General features: G+C 62.4%; 21 protein-coding genes and 3 rRNA genes. 4 read left to right on the top strand and 20 right to left on the bottom strand.

Annotated features, from left to right (window positions below; translation table 11 throughout):
- Positions 1-11: 11 nt before the first annotated feature.
- The 7 genes from rph to KAR29_RS02630 are packed head-to-tail and all read right to left on the bottom strand — an operon-like array spanning position 12 to position 6,941.
- Positions 12-809, bottom strand: a complete 798-nt coding sequence (gene rph / locus KAR29_RS02660) for a ribonuclease PH (protein ID WP_274374104.1) — start codon at positions 807-809, stop codon at positions 12-14.
- Positions 806-1,471, bottom strand: a complete 666-nt coding sequence (locus tag KAR29_RS02655) for a GerMN domain-containing protein (RefSeq protein WP_274374103.1) — start codon at positions 1,469-1,471, stop codon at positions 806-808. Before KAR29_RS02655 ends, rph begins: the two co-directional genes overlap by 4 nt.
- Before the next feature lie 28 nt (positions 1,472-1,499).
- Positions 1,500-3,125 carry an N-acetylmuramoyl-L-alanine amidase family protein gene (locus KAR29_RS02650; RefSeq protein ID WP_274374102.1) on the bottom strand — a complete coding sequence of 542 codons (1,626 nt, stop codon included), beginning with the start codon at positions 3,123-3,125 and terminating at the stop codon, positions 1,500-1,502.
- Positions 3,112-4,473, bottom strand: coding sequence for a TldD/PmbA family protein (locus KAR29_RS02645; RefSeq protein ID WP_274374101.1), 1,362 nt, complete (start codon positions 4,471-4,473; stop codon positions 3,112-3,114). The genes KAR29_RS02650 and KAR29_RS02645 overlap by 14 nt, the downstream gene beginning before the upstream one ends.
- Positions 4,470-5,504 (bottom strand): low-specificity L-threonine aldolase, encoded by a 1,035-nt coding sequence (gene ltaE, locus KAR29_RS02640; RefSeq protein ID WP_274374100.1) that lies wholly within the window; start codon positions 5,502-5,504, stop codon positions 4,470-4,472. Before ltaE ends, KAR29_RS02645 begins: the two co-directional genes overlap by 4 nt.
- Before the next feature lie 26 nt (positions 5,505-5,530).
- Positions 5,531-6,442: a PHP domain-containing protein gene (locus tag KAR29_RS02635; protein WP_274374099.1), complete on the bottom strand. Its 912-nt coding sequence runs from the start codon at positions 6,440-6,442 to the stop codon at positions 5,531-5,533.
- A complete protein-coding gene (locus KAR29_RS02630; RefSeq protein WP_274374098.1) occupies positions 6,426-6,941 on the bottom strand; it encodes a chemotaxis protein CheW in 516 nt (171 codons plus the stop codon). The genes KAR29_RS02635 and KAR29_RS02630 overlap by 17 nt, the downstream gene beginning before the upstream one ends.
- Before the next feature lie 236 nt (positions 6,942-7,177).
- On the opposite strand from KAR29_RS02630, the gene KAR29_RS02625 reads away from it, so the two are divergent.
- From KAR29_RS02625 to KAR29_RS02615, 3 genes are all read left to right on the top strand, one after another.
- Positions 7,178-7,534, top strand: a complete 357-nt coding sequence (locus KAR29_RS02625; RefSeq protein ID WP_274374097.1) for a hypothetical protein — start codon at positions 7,178-7,180, stop codon at positions 7,532-7,534.
- 23 nt (positions 7,535-7,557) lie between these two features.
- Positions 7,558-8,316: a deoxyribose-phosphate aldolase gene (gene deoC, locus KAR29_RS02620; protein ID WP_274374096.1), complete on the top strand. Its 759-nt coding sequence runs from the start codon at positions 7,558-7,560 to the stop codon at positions 8,314-8,316.
- 237 nt (positions 8,317-8,553) lie between these two features.
- Positions 8,554-8,715, top strand: a complete 162-nt coding sequence (locus KAR29_RS02615) for a hypothetical protein (RefSeq protein ID WP_274374095.1) — start codon at positions 8,554-8,556, stop codon at positions 8,713-8,715.
- A 148-nt stretch (positions 8,716-8,863) separates the two neighbouring features.
- Here KAR29_RS02615 and rrf read toward each other — a convergent pair.
- The 3 genes from rrf to KAR29_RS02600 all read right to left on the bottom strand — a co-directional run bounded on the left by rrf (position 8,864) and on the right by KAR29_RS02600 (position 13,686).
- Positions 8,864-8,979 (bottom strand): 5S ribosomal RNA (gene rrf / locus KAR29_RS02610).
- A 54-nt stretch (positions 8,980-9,033) separates the two neighbouring features.
- A 23S ribosomal RNA gene (locus KAR29_RS02605) occupies positions 9,034-12,021 on the bottom strand.
- A 143-nt stretch (positions 12,022-12,164) separates the two neighbouring features.
- Positions 12,165-13,686, bottom strand: a 16S ribosomal RNA gene (locus tag KAR29_RS02600).
- Together the 16S, 23S and 5S rRNA genes form the textbook arrangement of a ribosomal RNA operon.
- A gap of 138 nt (positions 13,687-13,824) precedes the next feature.
- Between KAR29_RS02600 and KAR29_RS02595 the strand changes: the two genes are divergently transcribed.
- The gene (locus KAR29_RS02595) at positions 13,825-15,234 is read left to right on the top strand and encodes an ISNCY family transposase (protein ID WP_311135608.1); all 1,410 of its coding nucleotides are present in this window, start codon (positions 13,825-13,827) and stop codon (positions 15,232-15,234) included.
- A 547-nt stretch (positions 15,235-15,781) separates the two neighbouring features.
- Here the strand turns inward: KAR29_RS02595 and rocD are convergent.
- The 10 genes from rocD to KAR29_RS02545 form a co-directional block, all read right to left on the bottom strand.
- On the bottom strand, positions 15,782-16,987 hold the full coding sequence (gene rocD, locus KAR29_RS02590) for an ornithine--oxo-acid transaminase (protein WP_274374094.1): 1,206 nt from the start codon (positions 16,985-16,987) through the stop codon (positions 15,782-15,784).
- Positions 16,988-17,393: 406 nt separating this feature from the next.
- Positions 17,394-17,654 (bottom strand): HPr family phosphocarrier protein, encoded by a 261-nt coding sequence (locus tag KAR29_RS02585; protein WP_274374093.1) that lies wholly within the window; start codon positions 17,652-17,654, stop codon positions 17,394-17,396.
- A complete protein-coding gene (locus tag KAR29_RS02580; RefSeq protein ID WP_274374092.1) occupies positions 17,651-18,034 on the bottom strand; it encodes a DUF1667 domain-containing protein in 384 nt (127 codons plus the stop codon). Before KAR29_RS02580 ends, KAR29_RS02585 begins: the two co-directional genes overlap by 4 nt.
- 5 nt (positions 18,035-18,039) lie before the next feature.
- Entirely contained in the window at positions 18,040-19,296 is a 1,257-nt protein-coding gene (locus tag KAR29_RS02575; protein ID WP_274374091.1) for an NAD(P)/FAD-dependent oxidoreductase, read from the bottom strand.
- Positions 19,296-20,774 (bottom strand): NAD(P)/FAD-dependent oxidoreductase, encoded by a 1,479-nt coding sequence (locus tag KAR29_RS02570; protein ID WP_274374090.1) that lies wholly within the window; start codon positions 20,772-20,774, stop codon positions 19,296-19,298. The genes KAR29_RS02575 and KAR29_RS02570 overlap by 1 nt, the downstream gene beginning before the upstream one ends.
- A gap of 185 nt (positions 20,775-20,959) precedes the next feature.
- On the bottom strand, positions 20,960-22,474 hold the full coding sequence (glpK, locus tag KAR29_RS02565; RefSeq protein ID WP_274374089.1) for a glycerol kinase GlpK: 1,515 nt from the start codon (positions 22,472-22,474) through the stop codon (positions 20,960-20,962).
- 42 nt (positions 22,475-22,516) lie between these two features.
- Positions 22,517-22,915 (bottom strand): dihydroxyacetone kinase phosphoryl donor subunit DhaM, encoded by a 399-nt coding sequence (dhaM, locus tag KAR29_RS02560; protein ID WP_274374088.1) that lies wholly within the window; start codon positions 22,913-22,915, stop codon positions 22,517-22,519.
- The gene (gene dhaL, locus KAR29_RS02555) at positions 22,916-23,554 is read right to left on the bottom strand and encodes a dihydroxyacetone kinase subunit DhaL (protein WP_274374087.1); all 639 of its coding nucleotides are present in this window, start codon (positions 23,552-23,554) and stop codon (positions 22,916-22,918) included. It lies immediately after the preceding gene.
- Between the two features lie 11 nt (positions 23,555-23,565).
- Positions 23,566-24,564 carry a dihydroxyacetone kinase subunit DhaK gene (dhaK, locus tag KAR29_RS02550; RefSeq protein WP_274374086.1) on the bottom strand — a complete coding sequence of 333 codons (999 nt, stop codon included), beginning with the start codon at positions 24,562-24,564 and terminating at the stop codon, positions 23,566-23,568.
- An 87-nt stretch (positions 24,565-24,651) separates the two neighbouring features.
- On the bottom strand, positions 24,652-25,377 hold the full coding sequence (locus KAR29_RS02545) for an MIP/aquaporin family protein (protein ID WP_274374085.1): 726 nt from the start codon (positions 25,375-25,377) through the stop codon (positions 24,652-24,654).
- Positions 25,378-25,403: the final 26 nt, after the last annotated feature.

Raw genomic sequence — 25,403 nt, 5'->3', positions numbered from 1 at the left:
GTCTGAGCTCCCTAAGCTTGTCCCTGCTGGTACTGGCCAAAACAACGATGGCCTTCGGCAATGGCCTCCTCCTCCTCCGGCGACAGATCAAGGCTCGCCTTCTGAAGCTGCCTGATCCGGTCAAGACCAAGGGAGGCGAGATGGAGAAAACCCTCGAGTTCCTTGCGGCTGAAGGTGCTTCTCTCTCCCGTGGCCTGAACTTCGATGAAATCCTCCTGCTCGTCGCCGACGAGATTGGCGTCCACCTCGGCCCGGCTGTCCTCTTCATAGCAGAGGTCGAGGAGGGAAACGCCGCCGACTTTGCCCACGCTGACGGCCGAGATGAGGGAGCGGAGGGGGATGCAGGGAAGACGTTCCTCTCTCCACAGGTAACGCAGGGCATCGACGAGGGCGAGCGTGGCGCCGGAAATGGCCGCCGTTCGCGTGCCTCCGTCGGCCTGGAGGACATCGCAGTCGATCCAGATCGTCCTCTCGCCCAGAAGGGGCAGGAAGAGGGCCGACCGAAGGGAACGGCCGATGAGGCGCTGGATTTCCTGACTGCGGCCGCCGACGCGGCCGCGGACGGATTCGCGGACGGTGCGGCTCTGCGTGGCCCTCGGGAGCATGGAATACTCGGCCGTGACCCAGCCCTGGCCCGTTCCGCGCAGAAAAAGAGGGACCTTTTCCTCGACGGAGGCCGTACAGAGAAGTTGCGTTTCGCCCCAGAAGACGAGGACCGATCCCTCGGCGTAACGATTGACCCCCCTCCGGAAGGACAGAGGACGGAGCTCGTCCGGTCGACGGCCATCTCCCCGAAGGATGACGGTCATGGGTTGGTCCCCAAAGCCCAGGCGACGGTGAGATCGATGGGCGTCGTCTCCATGGCCTCCCGTCCGTTCACGAGGAACCGGACGCGCGTCAGGGGAGAGAAGTTCTCCGTCAGGGTACGGACGATGCCTGTCACCAGAAGCAGCGCCTTTTCGGGGCCGACGGCCTCGAGAGAGGCCACGAAAGAGTCGTTGACATCGAGAAAGGCCGTCTCCCCGCTCCGGAAAAGGTGAAGGACCTGGACGTCTTCCTTGAGGGCGCTCTGGCTCTTGAGACGGGCGAAAAGCTCGCCGAGAGCTCTCTTGGCGTCGTCCTCGAAGACTCCGGGGACGACTTCCAGGGCCTGAACCTTGAAGGCCTCTCCTTCGGGGACGAAGAGACGTATGGCGACGCGCTGGACGGAACCGCCGCTTCCCGCCCCGCTTTCGGCGAGGAGACGGGCGGCGTCGCTGCCGCTGGCGACGACATCCTTTTCCGTCGTGACGCCTCGCTTGTCCAGGTAGCGCAAAACGAGAGAGGTCGTTCCGTAGCCCACGGCAAAGCAGAGAGCGATCACGGAGACCCAGGCGATGATGCGGTAAGGCAGCTTGGCCTTCGTCGGCTCCTCCCGGCTTCGCCGGGGCAGGACCGCATCGTTTTCCTGCTGGTTGATCGATTCCTTCATTGTCACCCGCCCTTTCAAAAAGAGAGCCTCAAGGCGTTCCCTTCACGTAATCCATGATGCCCGGCGCCAAAGAGGCGACAAGACGCTGCTGGTAGGTCGGATCGGCGAGAAGGCGCGCCTCGGAACGTTCCGTGATGAAACCCATTTCCAGAAGGACCGCCGGCATGGCCGCTCCGCGCAGGACGTAGAAAGGGGCCTGAGCGACGCGACGCATGGGCAGCTTGCCCTGCTGTCCCCGCCGGAACATGGCCTCGGCCAGGACCGTGCTTTCGTTGATCTTGGCGTTCTGCTGCATGTCGCCAAGGATCTGAAGGAGCAGGCGCGTTCTCTTGTCCGAGCCGCCAGAAGCGTCTCCATTGGAGTCGAGCTCCTTGTTTTCGATGAGGGCAAGCTGCATGGCGTCTTTGTCGCTGGGCAGGGCCATGAGGTAGATTTCGGCCCCCGTGGCATGACGGCCGGCAGGCAGGGCGTTGATGTGAACGCTGACGAAGACGTCGGCTTCCCACCGGTTGGCCAGCTCCGTCCGCTCCGAGAGTTTGAGATAACGGTCGTCGCGACGGGTCATGCGCACATCGGCGCCGAGACGCTTCAGTTCCGCCTCCATTTTGAGGGCGATCTGAAGGACCAGGTCCTTCTCCTTGAGTCCGAAGGCCGTGGCTCCCGGATCTTTGCCTCCGTGGCCCGGGTCGAGAACGACGAGAGGGGCTTTACCCGACCTCCCGTCCGTTCTCTCTCGGGGAACGGGAGAGGGGACCGAAGGAGAAGCGGGTTCGCCGGCGGAGGGTTTCATATCGAAAAAGTCGACGACATAGCGCGACGGGGAGGGAAGCGAGAAGTGCCTCATCTCACAGGCGGAGTGCTCGATGGTGAAGGTCACGGAATCCCCCTGATCGGTGACGGACAAGGCCATTCCCGCCACGGGGCAGTCGTCGAGCTCCTTCGGAGCTCCGCCCTTGAAGACGAGAACCGTCCTGTCCTGTTTGGAAAAGACCTTGGGCTCCTGATCTCCGTCGAGATCGAAGACGACGCGGACGATTTCGCCCTGATCGCCCCACCGGAGGCTTTTCACCCCTTTAGGCTCCGCACCGTCGCCGCCTGTGGCATCGGGAAGCCCCGGCACCTTCGGCGCCACGGAAGCCGTCAGCTTCTCGAAGCGGCTCTCGACGTCCTCTGTCGGAAGCGACGTTCCCGGAGGGGACGACTCGGCCCCTCCGGCGACGGAAGTGGGAGAAAGGGGGACGGAGGGCGTCCCCTCCCCCGCCCATCGGAACCCTCTCGCGGGAGGAAGCCCCTCGAGAAGATTGAGGAGGCGGAGGGCCGTGCCCGTCTCTATCCACCAGAGCCCCCCTTCGGCCTCGACGGGCGAAGCCAAGGGGATGATCTGAGCCCTCATTCGGGCGACGGGAGCGTTTTTTATGAGCTCCAACTCGCCTTTGGCACCGACGAGGAAGAGACTCTCCTCTGCCTCGCGGAAAGAGAGGCCGACCGCTCCGGCCACGCCCCCCAGAGAGACGAGGCGCAGCGCGCCCTTTTCCCGGATCTCGACGGCACCGACGAGGTCGTTCCCCCGCCAGAGGTTCCAGCCGACCCCGTAGGCCTCCCGCTGAAGGACAAGCAGGAGAAGGACGATCCAAAGGCCTTTAGAGGCCCGCAAGGGCCACATCGCGAATGACAAGGGTCAGGCCTCCGCTGCTTCCGGAAAAACGCAGATCGTCGCCCAGGGACTCGACCTGGGCCAGGAGGTCGAGAAGCGTTCCGGCGACGGTCACTCCCGCGACGGGTTCGGAGGGGAGACCGTCGCGAAGGACGGCCCCCTTGATGCCCAGAGAGAACTCGCCACTGACCGTGTCGAGGGTGTGAAGGCCCAAAAGCTCCGTGACGTAAATCCCTCCCTCGGCGCCACGATGGAGATCGCCGGCTTTCATCGTCCCGGGGAGCAGGAAGAGGTTGTTCGTCCCCACGTCGGGAAGGGTCCCGACGCCTCGGGCGGCATTGCCTGTCGACGCCCGGCCCTCCAGGCGGGCATGGCGCAGATCGTAGAGGAAGGAGACGACCCGTCCCCCGTCGAGGAGCGTCGTCCGCCCCGTAGGCACGCCCTCTCCGTCGACGAGGGAACTTCCCATCCTGCCGGGGAGGCGACCGTCGTCGACAAGCGTGAGACGGGAGGAGCCGATGACCTCGCCAAGGCGCCCCCTGAGAAGGGAACTGTTTCTTCTGATGTTGGAGGCCAGGAACAGCTCGCCCAGGGCATCGACGATGTCGGCCGTCACCTCGGGGTCGAGGACGAGAGTGTATCGCCCCGTGGGCAGGGGCCTGCCGCCGAGGACAAGGGCCGTCTTCTGAACGGCCTCCAGGGCATAGGCCGCAGGAGAGAGCTGGCTCAGGCTCCGGGCCTCTCCCCCGCTGCCCCCCATCTCCGTGGCGTCCCCGTCGGCGAGAACGACGGCGACGCCACAGGCGGCGAAAGTCGCCCGGTGCCACGAGGCGAAACCCTCACTGGAGGCGTAAAACCCCTCGCCCCAGCCGTCGTCCCAGGAAGAGCTGCGAACGGAGACGATTCTTCCATCGGCCTCGCAGGCCGCCTCGCTCATAAGACGGCAGAACTGGAGGCGATCTCGGGGAGAAAGTCCGTAGAGAGCGGGATCTTCCAGCTCGAGGTCGACGTCGGCCGCGGACTCGCCGCGGTAGAGCCCCAACCCCTCGAGCACCTCGGACTGGTGGCAGTTATGAAGGCTCCAATCGAGGAGATGGCTCAACCGATCCCTGTCCAGGCTGTTGACGAAGGCGACGCCCTGCCGGCCGGCTCCGTCAAGCGTGCGCAGCCCCAGCCCGCAGCTCGAGCCGACGCGATCCTCCTCGGGTTCCCCGTCGCAGAGGGAAAAGACGTTCCGGACGCCCCAGCTCCAGAGAAAATCGGCCTCTGCGGCGCCCCTTCTGCGGGCCTCGTCGAGAAGCCAGGCGGCGGCCCCTTCGATATCGGCCCGTCGGAACCCATCGATCAAAGCGCTCTCACCGCCTTGACGAGGCTCCGGGCGACGTCGTCGACAGCTTCCTCGGGCAGATCGAGGTGAGTGACGAGGCGGACGAGATCCCGAGCGGGAAAACCGACGAGAACGCCCTCGTTCCGACAGAGATCGACGAAGCGATGCGGTTCGGTCCCCCGGGGGAGCCGGAAATAAATCATGTTGGTGGCATCGGGAATATCGAGGAGATCCAGCCCTTCGCGACGGAGCAGAAGACTCAGCCGTCGGGCCTTCTCGTGATCCTCGGCCAGCCTGTCGATCCGGGAACGGAGGGCGACGAGGCCGGCCGCGGCGAGAACGCCGGCCTGCCTCATGCCGCCGCCCAGCCGCTTGCGCCATTTGCGCGCCTCCCGGACAAAGGTCCCGTCCCCGCAGAGAAGGGATCCCACAGGGGCACCCAGCCCCTTGGAAAGGCAGATCTGTACGGAATCGACGAGAGCGCCGTAACGGCACGCATCGACGCCGAGAGCCACGGCGGCATTGAAGACGCGGGCTCCGTCGAGATGGACGGAGAGGCCTTTCTCTCGGGCGAGGGCGCACAGGGGCTCCATCGCCTCGGGAGAAGCGGCTCGTCCCCCGCTGGCGTTGTGCGTGTTTTCCAGACAGAGAAGGCGAGCCTCGACGAAGTGGACGTTCGAGGCGTCACGGCAAGCGCCGAGCAGGTCCTCCGTCGAGGGCAGTCCCGTCCCGTCGTCGACGACGAGGGGCATGACGCCGCCCAGGGCGGCCATGCCGCCGCCCTCGTAATTGTAGATGTGGGAACGGGCACCGACGACGGCTCCCTGCCCTCGGCCGCAGTGGGTCAACAGGGCGATGAGATTGCCCATCGTGCCCGACGCGACGAAGAGAGCCGCCTCCTTGCCGAGCAGGCGGGCTCCCAGAGCCTCCAGTTCCCGTACTGTCGGATCTTCCTCATAGACGTCGTCACCGACGACGGCCTCCGCCATGGCCCTCCGCATTTCGTCGCAGGGCTTCGTTACCGTATCGCTTCTGAGATCCCAAACGGACACGTCCCATCCCTCCATAACGCACACCGTCAACGGCCCCTCCCGGAAGGGGCGAGAGATTCCCCCGCCCGCCGGGAGGCCAGACGCACAAGAAAGTCGAAAGGAAACAGCGCCTCGTCGACGACCACGCCAAAGTCGATTCCCGGACGATTGTCTCCATGAAAATCGGAACCGGCCGTCGGGGCCAGACCCAACCGGAAGGCCATGGACAGCAGGCGAAGGCGCTCTTCCGCGCCGTGATGGCCGGAATAACACTCCAGCCCCCAGAGTCCGGCCTCCTTGAGGCGAAAGAGAAGCGCGATGAGGCCTTCGTCGTCGAGGCCCGTCTGGACGGGGTGAGCCAGCACGGCCACGCCACCGGCATCGACGATGGCCTGAATGCAGGACTCGGCGCTCAAGCGGCACCGCGGCACATAGGCCGCCCCTTCCCGTCCCAGAAAGAGCCGGAAGGCACTGGGCATATCGTGGACATAGCCTCGACGGACCATGGCTCGGGCGATGTGGGGACGTGCGACGACCTCGCCGCCGGACTCCTTCTCGATCTCATCCGGCGAAAGGGGGAACCCCAGACCGGCCAAGCGGAGGCGAATCGCCTCGTTCCTCTCCCGCCGTCGCTCGCGAAGGCGAAAAAGGTGGTCCTCCAGGGCAGGACAACCGACGCCGATGCCGTAGCCCAAAAGATGGAGCGTAAAGGGAGCCTCGGCGGAGAGCTCGATCCCCGCCAAAGCAGGAAGGGCACGGTCACGACAGCCTTCGAGAAACTCTGGAAGCCCTGCCGTCGTATCGTGATCGGTCAGGGCGACGAGGTCAAGCTCGGCCTCCGAAGCCTTGAGGGCGAGACGACCGGGGGACATCGTCCCGTCGGAGGCACTGCTGTGCAGGTGCAGATCGACGTGCCTCAAAAGCCTGCGCCCCGAGCCCCCTCTATCGCTCCTCCTCACCTTCGATGATCTCCCGTATGTCCAGGAGACGGGGAAGGTTGAGGAGACAGATCAGGCGGCCATCGTCGATCTTGGCCACGCCTCCCAGATATTCGGCCTCCACGTTGGTCTCGACGCGATCGGCGCCCTCGATCTCCGTTTCGTAAATCGTCCTGACCTCCCGCACGGCGTCGACGATCACGCCCAGGTTGAGATCTTCAAACTCGGCGACGACGATGCGGGAATCGGCACTGCCCTCCGATGATTCCCGCCCCATCTTGATCGACATATCGAGGACGGGAATGACGGTGCCTCTCAAATTGATGACGCCGCGGATATAGGAAGGGGCATTGGGAACGCGGGTAATCCGCCCGGGAACGCGAACGATCTCCCGGACAAGATTGACGTCAAGACCGTAAAACTCGTCGTTGAGGTCAAAGACCAGAATGATCCGTTCTTCACCTCTCGCCTCCGCGTCGAGGGAGAGTCGGTCTTTCGCCGATGTCTCATACATGGGCATGGGGACACCTCCTGTAGACATGCATATCCGTTTTCATTGTAACGAGAGGGAGGCCTGCGGACCATCCGGCAAAAAGATCCACCGTGACAGAATCTTATCACGTTCCGAGGGCCTTGCCGATGGAAAGACCTCTCTATCCGCCTTCCTCTCTACGGGAAAGCCATTCACTGACCGATAACTCGAATGAAATGGCGATCCATGCTATGCTAGGGAGGGGAAAATTGGAGGTCATCGACATGCTTGAGAAGGATTCGCTTCAGACCTATCTGGATACATGCCGCCTCGTGACGGCCCGACTGGTCGAGAGCATTATACGCAACAACCAATGGGCTCTATCGACGACGCCGGAAATGGAGGAACTTTTCGGGCAGTGGAGAGACATCATGGCCCATCAGATCCTCGATCACTGCCCCGATGGCACCCTCGACCCCGAAGCCGTCGCCGAGGCGATCGGGGTGACGTCGTCGACGGTGCTGTCGCTTCTGCTGTCTCTCCATCGTTCGGGCGAGATAACCCTTCGATCCATCCGATTTGACAGGGGACCGGGCACCAACAGAGAGATCTGCGACTGTCTGAGAGATGCTTCTAAGTGATCTGAGTGGGGGAGGGACCGGCGATGACAGATGTTGAACTGCTGGCTCAGCGGGCACGCAGGAAGGCCGCCCTGGCCGAGGCAGGCTTGCTCTCTCGGCCGAAAGCGACGGAACTCCATCCCATCATCGACCACACGCTCCTGCGATCTTCGGCGCGTGAGGGAGATATCGTTCGCCTCTGCCAGGAGGCACTGGAATGGGGAGTCGCCTCGGTCTGCGTTCCCTCGGCCTGGGTCCCCGTAGCGGCGAGGGAGCTTTCCGGCGGCCAGGTCAAAGTCGGAACCGTCGCCGGCTTTCCTCTGGGAGCTCTGCCCCTGGAGATCAAAGTCGCTGAAATCCTCTGGGCCCTGGAGCACGGGACACAGGAGGTCGATGTCGTCCTCCATCTGGGCAAGCTTCTTGACGGGAAGAAGGACGAAGTCCTCTCCGAAATGATCGCGCTGCGAGAGGCGGCCCGGGGAATCTGCCTCAAGGTGATCGTCGAAACGCCTTTTCTCAACGACGAGCAGAAAGTCACCCTCGCGAGACTGGCCTCCCAGGCCAAGGTGGACTTCCTCAAAACCTGCACGGGCTTTGCCGGCTCGGCGTCGCTCTACGACGTAGCCCTTCTCAAATCGGCGGCAGGCGAGGAGACGAAGGTGAAGGCTTCCGGGGGCATCCGAACGGAAGCGCAGGCACTGGCCATGATGGCCGTCGGAGCCGATCGGATCGGGACATCGAACACCCTCGCCATTTTGGGCTCCGCCGCCAGTCGCACGGAGACGCCGACGCCCCTTTTCTGAAAAGGAGACCCCGCCCAAACTCCCCGGCAGAACCGTCGAAACGACGCGCCGAGATTCAGGCCCCCGCCGACACCTGTTGACGCGATGGAAGCAGGTCCCGGCGGGGTTTGGCACGTCCTCTCCTGGGGCCTGGAGCCTCCCCGAAGAGAATTCCGCCCTTGCCTGCACCCCTCCTCGGGCCGAGCTCCCGGAGAAAGGGCCGATGTCAATGCCGCCCTTTCCGCTCGGGGCGCGGACATGGACGGACGTCCTCTGGGCTCCGAGCTCGCCGCCCCGTCGCTTCCTCTGGAGCTCTGGACGCTCAGCCTGGAGGCTCTCGCCGCGGTTCAAAGCCCCGACGAGTACCATTGGGATCTCTTCGCCCGCACGGCCCATGGCCTGAGTCGAGCAGGAGGCTGAAGGGGGGGGCGGTCCCGGCCGTTCCGAGTCCCGCCGGGAGCGGAGAAGAGGCGCGGGAAAAGACGCAGGCAAGGGAGAGACGGAAGGAAAAGACGGGACGCGAGAAGGGGAGGTCCTATTCGGACCTCCCCTTCCGTCGAAGCTAGGTTTTCGGCAGCGACCTACTCTCCCGCGGGTTCCCCCCGGAGTACCATCGGCGCTGAAGGGCTTAACTGCCGGGTTCGACATGGAGCCGGGTGTCTCCCCTTCGCAATGGCCACCGAAAACCCATTCCTTATACCCGCTACATCACACAACCGTCAAAACCAGAAGCTGAACGATGACAAGGCCTCGGTGTATTAGTACCGGTCAGCTCAACGCATCGCTGCGCTTACACCTCCGGCCTATCGATCCCGTCGTCTACGGGACACCTTACCTGCTTGCGCAGAGGGGAATCTCATCTTGAGGTCGGCTTCCCACTTAGATGCCTTCAGCGGTTATCCGATCCGCACTTAGCTACCCGGCTTCTGCAACTGGCGTCACAACCGGTACACCAGCGGTGCGTCCACTCCGGTCCTCTCGTACTAGGAGCAGCTCCTCGCAAATTCCCTACGCCCATGGTGGATAGGGACCGAACTGTCTCACGACGTTCTAAACCCAGCTCACGTACCGCTTTAATGGGCGAACAGACCAACCCTTGGGACCTGCTTCAGCCCCAGGATGCGACGAGCCGACATCGAGGTGCCAAACCTCCCCGTCGATGGGAACTCTCGGGAGAGATCAGCCTGTTATCCCCGGGGTAGCTTTTATCCGATGAGCGACGGCCTTTCCACTCAGCACCGCCGGATCACTAGGACCTGCTTTCGCATCTGTTCGACATGTCTGTCTCACAGTTAAGCCACCTTATACCCTTGCGCTCTTATGGCGATTTCCATTCGCCTTGAGGTGACCTTCGCGCGCCTCCGTTACTCTTTGGGAGGCGACCGCCCCAGTCAAACTGCCCACCTGATAGTGTCCCGTTCCGCGCTTCAGCGGCTTGCGGTTAGAATTCCAACAAGACAAGGGTGGTATCCCAACGACGGCTCCAACACCACTGGCGTGATGTCTTCCTAGCCTCCCACCTATTCTGTACATGCCTTGCCGAAATCCAGTGTCAGGCTACAGTAAAGCTCCACGGGGTCTTTCCGTCCCACCACGGGTAGCTGGCGTCTTTACCAGCACCACAATTTCACCAGGTCTCTCGCCGAGACAGCGCCCAGATCGTTACACCATTCGTGCAGGTCGGAACTTACCCGACAAGGAATTTCGCTACCTTAGGACCGTTATAGTTACGGCCGCCGTTTACTGGGGCTTCGGTTCAAAGCTTCGCCTTGCGACTAACCTCTCCCCTTAACCTTCCAGCACCGGGCAGGTGTCAGACCCTATACGTCGGCTTCACGCCTTCTGCAGAGTCCTGTGTTTTTATTAAACAGTCGCCTGGGCCTGGGTTCTGCGGCCGCTGCCTGCTCCATCAGCTTTGACTTTACCGGCGCGGCACCCCTTTTCCCGAAGTTACGGGGTCAACTTGCAGAGTTCCTTGGCGAGAGTTACCCTGTCCACCTTAGCCTGCTCAGCCAGCCCACCTGTGTCGGTTTGCAGTACGGGCACGCGATTCCTCCCTAGAGGCTTTTCTCGGCAGTCGGGCGTCAATGCCTTCGCTTCCGTGGAAGCTCCCCGTCAGATCTCAGGGTTACGAGTCAGTGGATTTGCCTGCCGACTCCCCCTACCTCCTTGGACCGGGTATTCCAGCACCCGGCGCACCTAGCCTCCTGCGTCACCCCTTCGGTATTAGCGTCCTCGCGCGGGGCAGGAGTGTCTACCTGCTGTCCATCGACTACGCCCTTCGGCCTCGCCTTAGGTCCCGCCTAACCCTGGGCGGATCAACCTTCCCCAGGAATCCTTGGGCATCCGGTGAACGCGATTCTCACGCGTTTCTCGCTACTCATGCCGACATTCTCACTTCTCTGCAGTCCACAAGACCTTGCCGGTCTCACTTCTCCCCGCAGAGAACGCTCCCCTACCAATCAGGAGACCTCAGTCTCCCGAGTCCGAAGCTTCGGTTCTGTGCTTAGCCCCCTACATTTGCGGCGCAGAAGTCCTCGACCAGTGAGCTGTTACGCACTCTTTAAAGGGTGGCTGCTTCTAAGCCAACCTCCTGGCTGTCTGGGCACCTCCACATCCTTAACACACTTAGCACAGGCTTTGGGACCTTAGCTGTCGGTCTGGGCTGTTTCCCTTTCGACTACGAACCTTCTCGCCCGCAGTCTCACTCCCGCTTATCCAGTTCCGGTATTCGGAGTTTGGTTGAATTTGGTAGGACCCCAGTCCCCCGCATCCATCCAGTGCTCTACCCCCGGAACTTTCCCTCAGCGAGGCTGCACCTCAATGCATTTCGGGGAGAACCAGCTATCACCGCACTCGATTAGCTTTTCACTCCTATCCACAGCTCATCCGGGTCTTTTTCAACAGACTACGGTTCGGTCCTTCAGTCGGTTTTACCCGACCTTCAACCTGGCCATGGATAGATCGTGCGGCTTCGGGTCTACGCCATGCGACTATTCGCCCTATTCAGACTCGGTTTCCCTACGGCTCCGGACCTCTCAGTCCTTAACCTCGCCACGTAGCGTAACTCGTCGGCTCATTTTTCAATAGGCACGCCGTCACTCCCTCCGAAGAGAAAGCTCCGACTGCTTGTAGGCATACGGGTTCAGGTCTGTTTCACTCCCCGCCAGGGGTGCTTTTCACCTTTCCCTCTCGGTACTGCTTCACTATCGGTCACCGACGGTATTTAGCCTTGGACGGTGGGCCGCCCTGCTTCAACCGGAATTTCACGTGCTCCGGCCTACTCGGGGTATCTTCACAGGAAGGGGCTTCCTTTTCGCCTACGGGGCTCTCACCTTCTGCGGCTCGCTTTCCCAACACGATTCGGCTAAGGATGCCTTTTCTCACTTCCCGAGGTCGCTGCGGCTCCCTCCTGATGATCCCCACAACACCGATGACGCAACGACCGCAGTCTTGACACGTCTTCGGTTTAGGCTTCTCCCCTTTCGCTCACCACTACTCAGGGAATCTCTGTCGATTTCTTTTCCTCCGGCTACTGAGATGTTTCACTTCGCCGGGTGCCTCCCCCTTTACGAGGGTGACCGGATTCCTCCGGCCGGGTTGCCCCATTCGGGTATCTGCGGGTCAAGGGTCGCTTGCGCCTCTCCGCAGCTTTTCGCAGCTTGCTACGCCCTTCTTCGGCCGTCGGTGCCAAGGCATTCACCGTATGCCCTTATTACCTTGTCCTCGTTCAGCTTCTGCTTTCTTCGGTTGTCATGATGCGCGGGCTTTCTATGACCAGACAGGAGCGGCAGAGAGAGGCGCCCGTGGGCGCCGCGTAAGGATCAGCCTTTGGTCCGGGGCTTCCGCCCCGTTCCCGCTCTCCTTAGAAAGGAGGTGATCCAGCCGCACCTTCCGGTACGGCTACCTTGTTACGACTTCACCCTCCTTACCAGACGCACCTTCGACGCCTCCGTCCCTTGCGGGTTCGGCCGGCGGCTTCGGGTGCCCCCAACTCGGATGGTGTGACGGGCGGTGTGTACAAGGCCCGGGAACGTATTCACCGCGGCTTGGCTGATCCGCGATTACTAGCGATTCCGGCTTCATGCAGTCGAGTTGCAGACTGCAATCCGAACTGGGACCGGCTTTAAGGGATCCGCTCTGCCTCGCGACTTCGCTTCCCGTTGTGCCGGCCATTGTAGCACGTGTGTCGCCCTGGACATGAGGGCCATGATGACTTGACGTCGTCCCCACCTTCCTCCGGCTTGTCGCCGGCAGTCCACTGAGAGTCCCCACCTTCACGTGCTGGTAACTCAGCGTAGGGGTTGCGCTCGTTGCGGGACTTAACCCAACATCTCACGACACGAGCTGACGACAGCCATGCAGCACCTGTGCACGCTCGCTACCCGAAGGTAGCGTCCTTCACCTTTCAGATCCGTACCACGTGCATGTCAAACCCAGGTGAGGTTCTCCGGTTTGCATCGAATTAAACCACGTGCTCCACCGCTTGTGCGGGCCCCCGTCAATTCCTTTGAGTTTCAATCTTGCGATCGTACTCCCCAGGCGGAATGCTTAGCGCGTTAACTCCGGCACGGATAGCTCGCACTACCCACACCTAGCATTCATCGTTTACGGCTGGGACTACCGGGGTATCTAATCCCGTTTGCTCCCCCAGCTTTCGCACCTCAGCGTCAGTCTTTGGCCAGGAAGCCGCCTTCGCCACTGGTGTTCCTCCCGATATCTACGCATTTCACCGCTACACCGGGAATTCCACTTCCCTCTCCAAGACTCCAGTCTACCAGTATCGACTGCATTGCACCGGTTGAGCCGATGTCTTTCACAGCCGACTTAGCAAACCGCCTACGTGCGCTTTACGCCCAGTAATTCCGGACAACGCTCGGCCCCTACGTATTACCGCGGCTGCTGGCACGTAGTTTGCCGGGCCTTCCTCGTGCGGTACCGTCACTTCCTTCTTCCCGCACAACAGTGGTTTACGTCCCAAGGGACTTCTTCCCACACGCGGCGTCGCTGGGTCAGGGTTGCCCCCATTGCCCAATATTCCCCACTGCTGCCTCCCGTAGGAGTCTGGACCGTATCTCAGTTCCAGTGTGGCTGGTCGTCCTCTCAAACCAGCTACCCGTCATCGCCTTGGTGAGCCGTTACCTCACCAACTAGCTGATAGGACGCGAGTTCCTCCCTGGGCGGATTGCTCCTTTTCACCTCTCGGCCTATGGGGTTTTAGCGTCCGTTTCCAGACGTTGTCCCCCTCCCTAAGACAGATCCTCACGCGTTACTCACCCGTCCGCCACTGTACCCGATTCTCAGCAAGCTGGTCCTCGGACACCGTCCGACTTGCATGTGTTAAGCACGCCGCCAGCGTTCGTCCTGAGCCAGGATCAAACTCTCCGTTAGATTCCTTTGGAAATCTTTCAGAGCTCGACCTCGACCCTTACTTCTCTCTCTGCCTTTATTCTCCTGTCATGGTGCCTCGTGAACACCGCCGTTCCGGCAGCGCAAGGAGCATCTTACAGCCCTTCCTCCTTTACGTCAATGCCCCCTTTCGGATACTGTCGCCGGACAATGGTATTGTCACTCGTGAAGAGGACAGGGAAAATGTCACTTATGACGACCAGGAGAGACCTACTCATGAAGACAAAAGAAGCAAGGCGCTTGGGGTTGGTGGAAGAGGCTGTCGCGGGCAACCTGACGGTTCAGGAGGTGGCCGATCGGCTCGGGCTGAGCCGCCGTCAGGTCTTTCGGCTCAAACGACGCTACCGGGAAGAAGGAGCGCAGGGGCTCCTGCACAAGGGACGAGGCAAACCGTCCCGGCGCAGAATCTCTCAGGAGACACGGGATTTCGTCGTCAGTCTGGCCAAGGGTCTTTACAGGGATACGAGCTGTCAGCACATGGCCGAACTCCTTGCCGAAGAGCATGATCTCGTGCTGAGCGCCAAGAGCATCGCCCGTTTCCTTCGCGCGGAGAACCTGTCCCTCGTTCATCGCCACCGGGCCCCGAAGCGGCGTTCTCGCAGGGTCCGACGGTCCCGACGAGGCGATCTGGTCCAGATGGACGCCTCTCCTTTCGATTGGTTCGAGATCGGTGAGCGTTGCACTCTCCACGGCGTGATTGACGATGCCACAGGAGAGGTCCTCGGTCTGTGGATGGCCAGGAATGAGTGCCTCTTCGGCTACTTCCGCGTGCTCCGTCAGATGCTTGATCGCCACGGCGTGCCTCGCGAGCTTTACGCCGACCGCCACACCATCTTCCTTTCTCCCAAGTCGGAAAAACTGACGATCAAGGAGGAGCTGGAGGACTCGGCGCCTGTAACCCAGTTCGGCCGCGCTCTGGAGGCTCTCGGAACTCGCTATGTCCCTGCAGGGTCTCCCCAGGCGAAGGGGCGGATCGAAAGGCTCTGGGGAACTCTTCAGGATCGTCTCGTCGTCGCCTTCCGACGGGCCGGAGTGAAAACGATCGAAGAGGCCAACGTCCTGCTCGCCGCCTACCCGGGAGAGGTCCATAACCCGAGGTTCGCTCGTCCTCCCGCAGAGGGGGCATCTGCCTTTCTCCCTCCGCCGGACGGACCCGCTCTCGATCTCCTCCTGACTCGCCAGACCGACCGGAAGGCCTCGGGAGACTCGACGATTTCCCTCGACGGAAAACTGTACGCCCTGATAGGCCCCCGCAGACGCCCCCTGCTTCTTGCCAGGGGACAGGCGGTCAAGGTCATCGAGAAGCTCGACGGGAAACTCCTGGCTCTTGTCCATGACGGGCTCTACGATCTCGCAGCCGTCGACAAAGAGCCCCCTGCGACTCCCCCGCCTGTCATCGAGACGAAGACAGGCACTCCATGCAAAACGAAGAAGCAGAGGAAGCCGGCGGCAGACCATCCCTGGCGACAGAATCCCGCTCCTCCTGCCGCGGCGGTCGGCTCCGAGCAAGGGACGGGTTCCCCTCCCTAGAAGGACCTCCGCCGCGGAGGAAAGCCAAGGCGGGCTGTTGACGGGGGCGATTTCAGCCCCTCGAAAGCGACACTTTCATTGTCCCTCAGACCCTCTTTTTAGATGACATTTTTAGTGTCCCTTGACATGCCCCCTTTCGGATACTTCTTCGCACCCACGGTCAGGGGGAAAACGCCCCCCCCCTTCTCCTTCAGACCACACCCGACCCTACGCGAAGACCTCCTCTTCGACGAGAAGACTCGAACCAACCCCCTCCTCCACAAGAAGGTCACTGGCGGTCAGCGGGGGAATCGGGGAGATAGATAAAAATCGAAGGGCAGACGGGAAGGTCGTCGAACTCCAGGACCTTCCCGTCTGCCCTCATTATTCCCCGTCGTCAGTCAGAACGACAGTCCTTCTGGGAACCTGTCGTTCTGACTGACGACGGGGAATGCGCCGATTCGGCCTGACCCATGAGACTAGGAGTTTGACTTCAAGGACAAACAGTTTCTTCCAGATCGCAAAAAGAGCATGGAGCAGCCATTGTCAGACCAAGGCCGGCAGACGGCTAGGCGAGGACCTCTTTGATCTTCTCAAGGGCCGCGTCGATCTCCTCTTTGGTGATGATCAGGGGGGGAGCGAAGCGGATGATCCAGCTGTGGGTCTCCTTGCAGAGGAGCCCCTTTTCCTTGAGAGCCGTCGTGTAGATCCGGGCCTTGCCGGCCGACTCATGAAGGACGACGCCGATGAGAAGACCCTTGCCGCGGACCTCCTTGATCTTGGGGGAATGGATCGCCCGAAGGCCGTCCATGAAATAGGTTCCCAGCTCGGCGGCCCGATCGGCCAGCTTTTCGTCCACCAGGACATCGATGGCCGCCGTAGCCACGGCGCAGGCCAGCGGGTTGCCGCCGAAGGTCGAACCGTGCGTGCCGGGCTTGAAGACGCCGAGGATGTTCTCATTGGCCGCCACGGCCGAGACGGGAAGGACGCCGCCGCCGAGAGCCTTGCCCATGATGATGATGTCGGGATCGATGCCCTCATGCTGGAAGGCGAAGGTCTTTCCCGTGCGGCAGAAACCTGTCTGAACTTCGTCGACGGCGAGAAGGACCCGGTTCTTTCTGGCGATGGCCTCCAGCCCCTTCAGGAAGCCCTCGCTGGGAACGGCCACTCCGGCCTCCCCCTGGATGGGCTCGACGAGGATTCCGACGGTGTTGCCGTTGACGGCACGCTCGACGGCGTCGAGATCGTCATAGGGGACGACGACGAAGCCGGGCGTGAAGGGGCCGTAGTTCTCCTTCGCGTCGGGATCGACGGAGAAGGAGACGATGGTGACGGTGCGACCGTGGAAATTCTCGGCGAAAACGATGATTTCGGCCCTGTCCTTCTCGACGCCCTTGACCATGTACCCCCACTTGCGCATGGTCTTGATGGCCGTCTCGACGGCTTCGGCTCCGGTGTTCATGGGAAGGATCATGTCCTTGCCGGTGAATTCGGCGAGCTTCTTGGCGAAAAGAGGCCACCGATCGTTATAGAAGGCACGAGAGGTCAGCGTGACGACATCGGCCTGATCCTTCAGAGCCTTGATGATTTTGGGGTGGCGATGCCCCTGATTGACGGCCGAGTAGGCCGACAGCATGTCCATGTAGCGACGTCCCTCGGGATCTTCGACCCAGATCCCCTCGGCCTTGGAGATGACGACTTCCAGAGGGTGGTAGTTGTGCGCCCCGTAGCGATGCTCCATTTCCATCAGTTCCGAAGACGTGCAGCGAGCCATCGTTCCACCTCTTTCTTTACTTATGGCCTTTGGCCAGTTCATTGAAGTCCCTCAAAAACACTAAAGTTTATTATATGCAAATATGGTTTCCTTGAGGCAATAGTAGCCTTTTTCCCCTAGTTCGTCAACTCTTCCTGCTTATCTCCTGAAAACCCCCCCAGAAAGACATTGTTTTTCTGAAGTACTTCCTTTTAGATGGTCCATCTGCCGTGAGATGCCTTGGCTTGAGTAAGGACACAACAGCCTCGCAAGGAAACTCTATACCTATTTAAGTTTATTTTTCTTCCCGCCTCCGAGGTCTCCCCTCGAAGACGGGCTGGCGGCGGCCGCGACGGACACAGAGATAACGGGGGCGGCCGTCAGGCCGCCCCCGTTATCTCTGTGTCCGTCCTTTTGGCAATCAGGCTCAGATGGAGGTGTCCTCGGCGATGGCCTTGAGGGCCTCGAGGATCTCCTGGGCCCCCTCTCCATCGGCGCGGAGGCGAATCTCCTGGCCCGGCTCGATGCCAAGGCTCATGACGCTGAGAATGCTTTTGGCGTCGACTTCCCTGTCTTCTTTGACCAGGAGGACGGGACCGCCGAAAGAGGCGGCTTTCTGGACGAAAAGGGCCGCAGGCCGGGCGTGGAGTCCGTGGGGATTTTTGACTTCGACGGTAAGCTCTTTCATGCTTGCTCCTCCTCGGCTTTCAGATCACGCGTGGCGATGATATCGACGCCGCTGCCGTCGGCATCGGCGATGATGACCTGGCCGATGGAGATCGGAGCGGAAACGACGAGACGGGCGACGTCTCGGGAGATGTCGAAAAGACGGCTCTTCGGGACAGCCTGACGGCTCCGGACGGGGCAGACGGGCAATTTCCCGCCCCTCACACGAACGGTCGTTGCGAAGACGCGCGTCGGATTGGCCACTTCCGCCCGGGCGAAGTCGAGTCCCCTAGGACAGGTATGGCCTTCGACGCCTAAAACCTCTTTACCCCTCACCTGCACCTTGAGGTCGCAGCCGACGGGACAGCCGACGCAGATCATGTTCAAGACGCGCTCTTCCATGACGATCAGACCTCCTCGGCGTCGATGGTGATGGTGGTGACGGATTCGGGCAGGGCCCGAAGAGCCGCCCCCTTGAGGTGGATTTCGTTCATCTCGCCGGGACGGACGTACCGGTGCTTCTGTTCGAAAAGGCCATGGTCGGCGAAGACGCGGCAACGCCTCTCGATGGGACGAAGGACGCGGAAGTAGACGGTGACGTCGTCACTGCCCGAAAGATGCTGAGGAGAGAAGAGACGGACGTTCCGCCCCCCCTGCACGGAGAAATGTCTTTTCGGCTTTTCGAGGATTCCCCCGGCATAGAGGGCCGCGTTCCTGCCTGCGGCGAAGCCCTCCTGGCTGACCCAGTCGGCCAGATCATAGACGATGACGACGTTGCCGGCGGCGAAGACGGAGGGACAGCTCGTCTGGTAGTACTCGTTGAGGACGGGGCCACCCGTGACGGGATGGATTTCGACGCCGGCCATGCGGGAGAGTTCGTTCTCCGGTATGAGCCCCACGGCGAGAAGAAGGGTATCGCAGGCGACGAAGCGCTCCGTTCCCGCCAGGGGATTGCGGTTTTCATCGACTTTGACGACGGTGATGCCCTCGAGACGATCCTTGCCGTGGACCTGAACGACGGAGTGCTCGAGGTAGAAGGGGATGTCGTAGTCGTTGAGGCACTGGGCGATGTTGCGCCGCAGGCCGCCCGCCCAAGGCATGAGTTCGAAGACCCCCTCGACGCGGGCTCCCTCCCAGACGAGGCGACGGGCCATGATGAGGCCGATGTCGCCCGAGCCGAGAACGACGGCCCGGTGGCCGGGCATGTACCCTTCCATGTTGACGAAACGCTGGGCCGTTCCGGCCGTGTAGATGCCGGCAGGACGGCTTCCCGGCACATTGATGGCCCCCAGGGGACGCTCGCGGCAGCCCATGGCCAGAACGGTCGCCTTGGCGATGACGCGGAAGACCCCTCTTTCGGGATTCATGACCCAGAGGCTTCCGTCGGCTTCCATCTTGAAGACCATGGAGTTGGTGAGGAAGGTCACTCCCGCCTCGTGGGCCCGCTCGATCCAGCGGTGCATGTATTCGGGACCGGTCAGCTCCTCCTTGAAGGTGTGGAGGCCGAATCCGGGATGGATGCACTGTTGAAGGATGCCGCCGAGATCCCAGTCCCGCTCGAGGACGATAACGTTCTCCGCCCCGGCCTCTTTCGCTCCGATGCCTGCGGCGACACCGGCAGGACCGGCGCCGATGATCGCCACGTCGACATGCATGTCGGCCATCACTTTTCCCCCCTGAACCAGTAATCTTTGGTCTTGCCGACGAGGTAGCGGGAGTGCCCGCCGTGGCGCGTGATCTCCTCGGGAGAGCAGCCCAGCTCACGGGCGAGGATCTGAATGACGCGGGGGCCGCAGAATCCCCCCTGACAGCGTCCCGCACCGGCCCGGGTCCAGATCTTGACGCCCGCCACGGTACGGGCGCCTCGGGCGATGGCCTCGACGATCTGCCCCTCCGTCACCATCTCGCAGCGGCAGACGATCTGAGCGTAGCGAGGGTCGGAGTCGGCCAGCCGGATCTTTTCCTCCGTGGGGAGGCTTTCGAAGCGGGGGATGTGGCGTCTTTCCGGGACGAAGGTCGGATCGGGGACGAAGGAGACCCTATCGGAAAGCCTCTCTTTCATCAGCTCCACGAGGTGACAGGCGATGGCGGGCGCGCTGGTGAAGCCCGGCGATTTGATGCCGGCGGCGTTGACGAAGCCTCTGGGAGTAGCGGCGACGTCGATGATGAAATCTTTCGTGTTCGCGTTGGCCCGGACCCCCGAAAAGGCCGTGATGGCCATGTTCAGGGGGATTCGGGGAATGAGGCGGCGGGCCCCATCGATGACCTCCTGAAGTCCCATGACCGTCGTCGACGTGTCGTCGCGGCTCGTCTGGACCGTCGAGGTGGGACCGATGAGAAGGTTGTTTTCCGCGGTGGGGGCGACGGTGATCCCCTTCCCCTTGGCGGTGGGGCAGGCGAAGAAGAAGCCTCTCGCCAGACTCCCGACGCGCTTGTCCATGATGTAATACTCGCCCCTGGTGGGGCGGATGAAAAAGCTTTCGTCGCCGGCCATCCGAGCGATAAGGTCGGAGTTGACGCCAGCGGCGTTGACCACGACGGGAGCGAAGAAGCGCCCCCTGTTCGTCACGACGCCGACGATCTCGCTGCCATCGTCGGCGAGCAGAAGATCGCGGACCTCCGTCTCCAGGAAAAGTTCCACGCCGTTCTGTTGGGCGTTGTCCATGAAGGCCAGCACGGCCTCGAAATTGTTGATGATCGATCCCGTGGGAGCCCACAGGGCATGGGCGATTTCTGCGCTGGCCTCCGGCTCTTTTGCCCTCAGCTCGTCGCCGGAAAGGATCTCGAGGCCCGGAACGCCGTTGCGCCTCCCCTGGTCGAGAAGCTTCTCGAGATGTTTCAGATCCTGGCTGTCGAAACCGCAGACATAGGAGCCGCATTCTCTGAGGGTGAAGTCGAGAGGATCGGCCAGCTCGCGATAAAGCCTGTTGCCCCTGGGGCAGAAGTCAGCCTTGATCGTGCCCGGCTGATCGTCGTAGCCGGCATGGATCATGGCGCTGTTGGCACGACTGGCCCCGGAAGGGATATCGGCCGCCTTGTCGACGACGGCGACTCTCAGGGCATAGGCCGAGAGCTCGCGGGCCAGAGTGGCCCCGACGATTCCCGCACCGACGATAAGGATGTCATAGGTTTTGTCCGTCAACTCCAGAACACCTCCATCATGCGTGGATAGATGCGGCATCGCTCCTCCGGCTCTGGAGACGAGAAAAGGGAGGGAGGCGCACGCTAAAGACAGCGCACGACCTCTCTCCCTCTGTCGCACTACACGATTTGTTTCAATATACCAGATACTAGACGAAAAGAAGAACCTCCGTCAAGGGGGCCTTCCTAGTCGATCCAGCCCTTGGACTTCTCGATGGCCTTCTTCCAGCCAGAATAGAGCTCCTCGCGTTTCTCGGCGACCATGAGGGGATCGAACTCGCGATCGACCTTCCAATGCTTGCGCAGTTCGTCGAGGCTCTTCCAGAGTCCCGTGGCAAGCCCGGCGGCGTAGGCGGCGCCGAGGGCCGTCGTCTCGCTGACGACGGGGCGGACGACGGGAACGCCCAGGACGTCGGCCTGCATCTGCATGAGGAGGCTGTTTTTGACGGCGCCTCCGTCGACCTTGAGGGCCTTGAGGGGGACGCCCGAGTCGGCGTCCATGGCGGCCTGGACGTCACGGGTCTGGTAGCAGATGCTCTCCAGGGTGGCACGGATGATGTGCTCCTTGGTGATGTAGCGGGTGAGACCGACGATGGCGCCGCGGGCGCTCATGTCCCAGTAGGGGGCGTAGAGGCCGGAGAAGGCGGGGACGAAGTAGATGCCGCCGCTGTCGGCGACCTTCTTGGCGAACCACTCCGAGTCGGGGGCATCGTCGAAGAGGCGCAGGTTGTCGCGGAGCCACTGGATGGCCGCTCCTGTGATGGCGATGGAGCCCTCCAGGGCGTAGGTGGCCTTGCCCTCCTCGAGGCCGTAGGCGACGGTCGTCAGAAGGCCGTTCTTGGAGCGGACGGGCTTGTCTCCGATGTTGAGGAGCATGAAGCAGCCCGTGCCGTAGGTGTTCTTGGCCTCGCCCTTATCGTAGCAGGTCTGGCCGAAGAGGGCCGCCTGCTGGTCGCCCAGGTCGCCGGCGACGGGAATCTCGGCGCCGAAGGGACCGCTCTTGACCGTGTGTCCATAGACGAAGCTGCTGGGCTTGATGGCCGGCAGCATGGCCTCGGGGACATCGAGGAATTCCATCATTTCCTTGTCCCACTTGAGGGTCTCGATGTTCATGAGCAGCGTGCGGGAGGCGTTGGTGACGTCCGTGACGTGGACGCCGCCGTTGGGACCGCCTGTGAGGTTCCAGATGACCCAGGTGTCGATGTTGCCGAAGAGGATCTCGCCCTTGGCGGCACGGTCGCGGGCTCCGGGAACGTGGTCGAGGATCCACTTGATCTTCGTGCCCGAGAAATAGGGGCTGATGACGAGGCCCGTGAGATCGTTGACCTTCTTCTCCCAGCCCTCCATCTTCTGCCATTTGGCGCAGAAATCCTGAGTCCTCATGCACTGCCAGACGATGGCGTTGTAGATCGGCTTGCCCGTCGCCTTTTCCCAGACGACGGTCGTCTCGCGCTGGTTCGTGATGCCGACGGCACCGATGGCGTCGGCCTTGACGCCGTTGGTGCTGATGGCCTCGCGGACGACGTCCTGCGTACGAGACCAGATCTCCATGGGATTGTGCTCGACCCAGCCCGGCTGCGGGTAGATCTGTTCGTGCTCCATCTGATGGGAGCTGACGGGCGTGCCCTCAAGATCGAAGACGATGGCGCGGCTGCTGGTCGTTCCCTGGTCAATGGCCACAACGTACTTCTTCTCGGACATGGCGATCCCTCCTGATTCAAGTCCGCTGAGGTCCCTGCGACCTCAGTCCTGAAGTTTCTTCAAGTTTCTCGCTTCGCCGACGACGGCGGCGACCCGATCGAGGGAGGCGCCGACGCTGGCCTCGACGGAGGCCATGAGCGTCCCCTCCAGGACGGGGCCGTCGGCGATGAGGACCCGGTCGGCTCCCTCTCCCAGAAATTCCCTGGCCGTGCGGGCCGCGAGGACGGCACTGCCCAGGTCGGGAACGACGACGACGCCTTCCGAACGGGCCAGAAGCCCCTCCAGAGCCGCGAGGATGGCCGGCACGGAGGTGCCCAGGGCCCCCTCGTCCGTGCCGCCGCAGGCCTCGATAAGCACCTGCCCCCCCGCCATCTGTCCGGCGATGGAGCCGATGCCCCGGGCGGCCTCGGCGCTGTGGGAGACGACGAGAAGAGAGATCATCTAGGCCGTTCCCTTCAGGGAGCCGAGAAGCGTCGAGAGGATGAGAAAGGTCGACGTCGCTCCCGGATCCTGGTGTCCCGCCGACCGCTCCCCCAAGTAGCTGGCCCGCCCCTTGCGGGCCACCAGGGGAATGGTCGCCTCCATGCCCGACTGGGCTGCGGCGACGGCCGACTCGAGAGCGACGCAGAGATCGGCGCCGTCGTCGGAGGCCTTCTTCATGGCCTCGACGGCGGGCGTCAGCGCGTCGACCATCGTCTTGTCCTGCAGCTGGGCCTTGCCGAGGGCGACGATGCCCCTCAGCCCTTCCTCCAACGCTTCGGCCAGGGAGGAGACGTCGGCCTCCTGCCGACCGGCAAGTTTCATCGACATGCGCATGAAGAGCGTTCCGTAGAGAGGCCCCGAGGCTCCGCCGACGCTGGACATGAGGGTCATGCCGACGTCTTTGAAAACGGCCCCGAGATCGCCGTAGGTTCCGGAGGCAAGCTTCTCTCGAACCTTGCCGAAACCTCGGCTCATGTTGATCCCGTGATCGGCGTCGCCGATGGCCGAATCAAGCTCGGTAAGGTGGTCCTTGTGGGCCGCCAATGTCTCGCCGATGGCATCGAAAGCCTTGAGCATTCCCTGGACGTCAAGGATCATCGCGTCTGTTCCTACCTCCCCCAACGCAGTCCGGCCGTCTCGACGGGAGCGTCCCAGAGGGCCTTGAGCTCGTCGTCGAGTTTGAGGAGGGTGATGGAGAAGCCCTGCATCTCCAGGCTGGTGATGTAGTTGCCCACGAGGGAGCGTCCGATGACGATCCCCTTTTCCTTCAGGTAGTTGGCCAGGTCGTTGAAGACGAGGTAGAGCTCCATCTGAGGCGTCCCGCCCATGCCGTTGACGAAGGCCAGGACTTCGTCGCCGGCCTGGAAGGGGAGATCGTCGACGATGGCCTTGGCCATCATCTCGACGATCTCCTTGGCGGGCTTGAGCTTCATCCTCTCCCTGCCCGGCTCGCCGTGGATGCCGATGCCGATCTCCATCTCATCGTCGGCGAGGTCGAAAGTCGGCTTGCCGGCGGCGGGAACGGCGCAGGAGGTGAGGGCCATCCCCATGGAGCGGACCTGGCCGTTGACCTTCTCGCAGAGGGCCTTGACCTCGTCGAGGCTCCCGCCCGCCTCAGCCTTGGCGCCGACGATCTTCTCGATGAGGACCGTGCCGCCGACGCCGCGACGGCCGGCCGTGTAGAGCGAATCCTGAACGGCCACGTCGTCGTCGACGACGACCTGGGCCACGGGAATGCCCTCAGCGGCCAGGAGATCGGCGGCCATCTGGAAGTTCATGACGTCGCCGGTGTAGTTCTTGACGATGAAGAGGGCGCCTTTATCTCCGCTGACGGCCTTGGCCGCCTCGTACATCTGGTCCGGCGTGGGCGACGTGAAGACCTCGCCGGGACAGGCGGCGTCGAGCATGCCGACGCCGACGTAGCCGCCGTGCAGGGGCTCGTGGCCGCTTCCCCCGCCGGAGATGACGGCGACCTTGTCCTTGGGGGCATCGGCCCTCAGAACGGCCTTGACGGAGGGATGAAGTTTGACCAGGCAGGGATGGGCGGCGGCCAGACCGGCCAGAGACTCGACGACGATGTCGTCGACCTTGTTCATGATCTTTTTCACTGACGAGCGCCTCCTTTCGAGAGTCCTGTCTCTTGCGTGAAGGCGGCGGGGGAGGATCTCCCCCGCCGCAGAAGCGTCAGCGAGGGGCTACATCACGCCGAGGGCGCGGGCGATGAAGAAGGCGACGGCGGCACCGGCGTAGGGGCCAAAGACGGGGACCCAGCTGTAGCCCCAGTCGGAGTCGCCCTTGCCGGCGATGGGCAGGACGGCGTGGGCGATGCGGGGACCGAGGTCGCGGGCGGGGTTGAGGGAGTAGCCCGTGGGGCCGCCGAGGGCCATGCCGATGACCATGACGAGCCAGCCGACGAGGAAGGGACCGAAGCCGGGGGCGAGACCGCCGACGTTCTTGGAGAAGATGAACATGATGGGGACGACGAGGAAGACCGTGGCGATGGCCTCTGTGATGAAGTTATGAGTGTAATTGCGGATGGCGGGGCCCGTCGAGAAGACGGCAAGCTTCAGGCCGGGATCGGCCGTCTCCTCCCAGTGGCCCAGATAGGCGAGCCAGACGAGAACGCCGGCGCAGAAGCCTCCGGCGACCTGGGCGACCATGGTCATGAGGGCATGGGGAAGCGTGTAGGTACCGGCCAGCATCTTGGCCAGGGTGACGGCGGGATTGATGTCGGCCTGAGGGGCTCCGCAGGCGATGGAGGCAAAGACGCCCATGACGACGGCGGCACCCCACCCCACGGTGATGTGGATCCAGCCCGCGTTCTGTCCCTTCGACTTATTCAGAAGGGCGTTGGCGACGAGACCGTCGCCGAAGGTCACCAGCACCAAGGTTCCGATGAATTCACCCAGAAGATTCGTCATTGCCTTTCAGACCTCCTTCGAGAAGA

The sequence above is a fragment of the Aminithiophilus ramosus genome (assembly GCF_018069705.1).
GTDB lineage: Bacteria > Synergistota > Synergistia > Synergistales > Aminithiophilaceae > Aminithiophilus > Aminithiophilus ramosus.
Note: the sequence above shows the minus strand (reverse complement) of the source record. Positions and strands in the feature narration are given on the sequence as shown.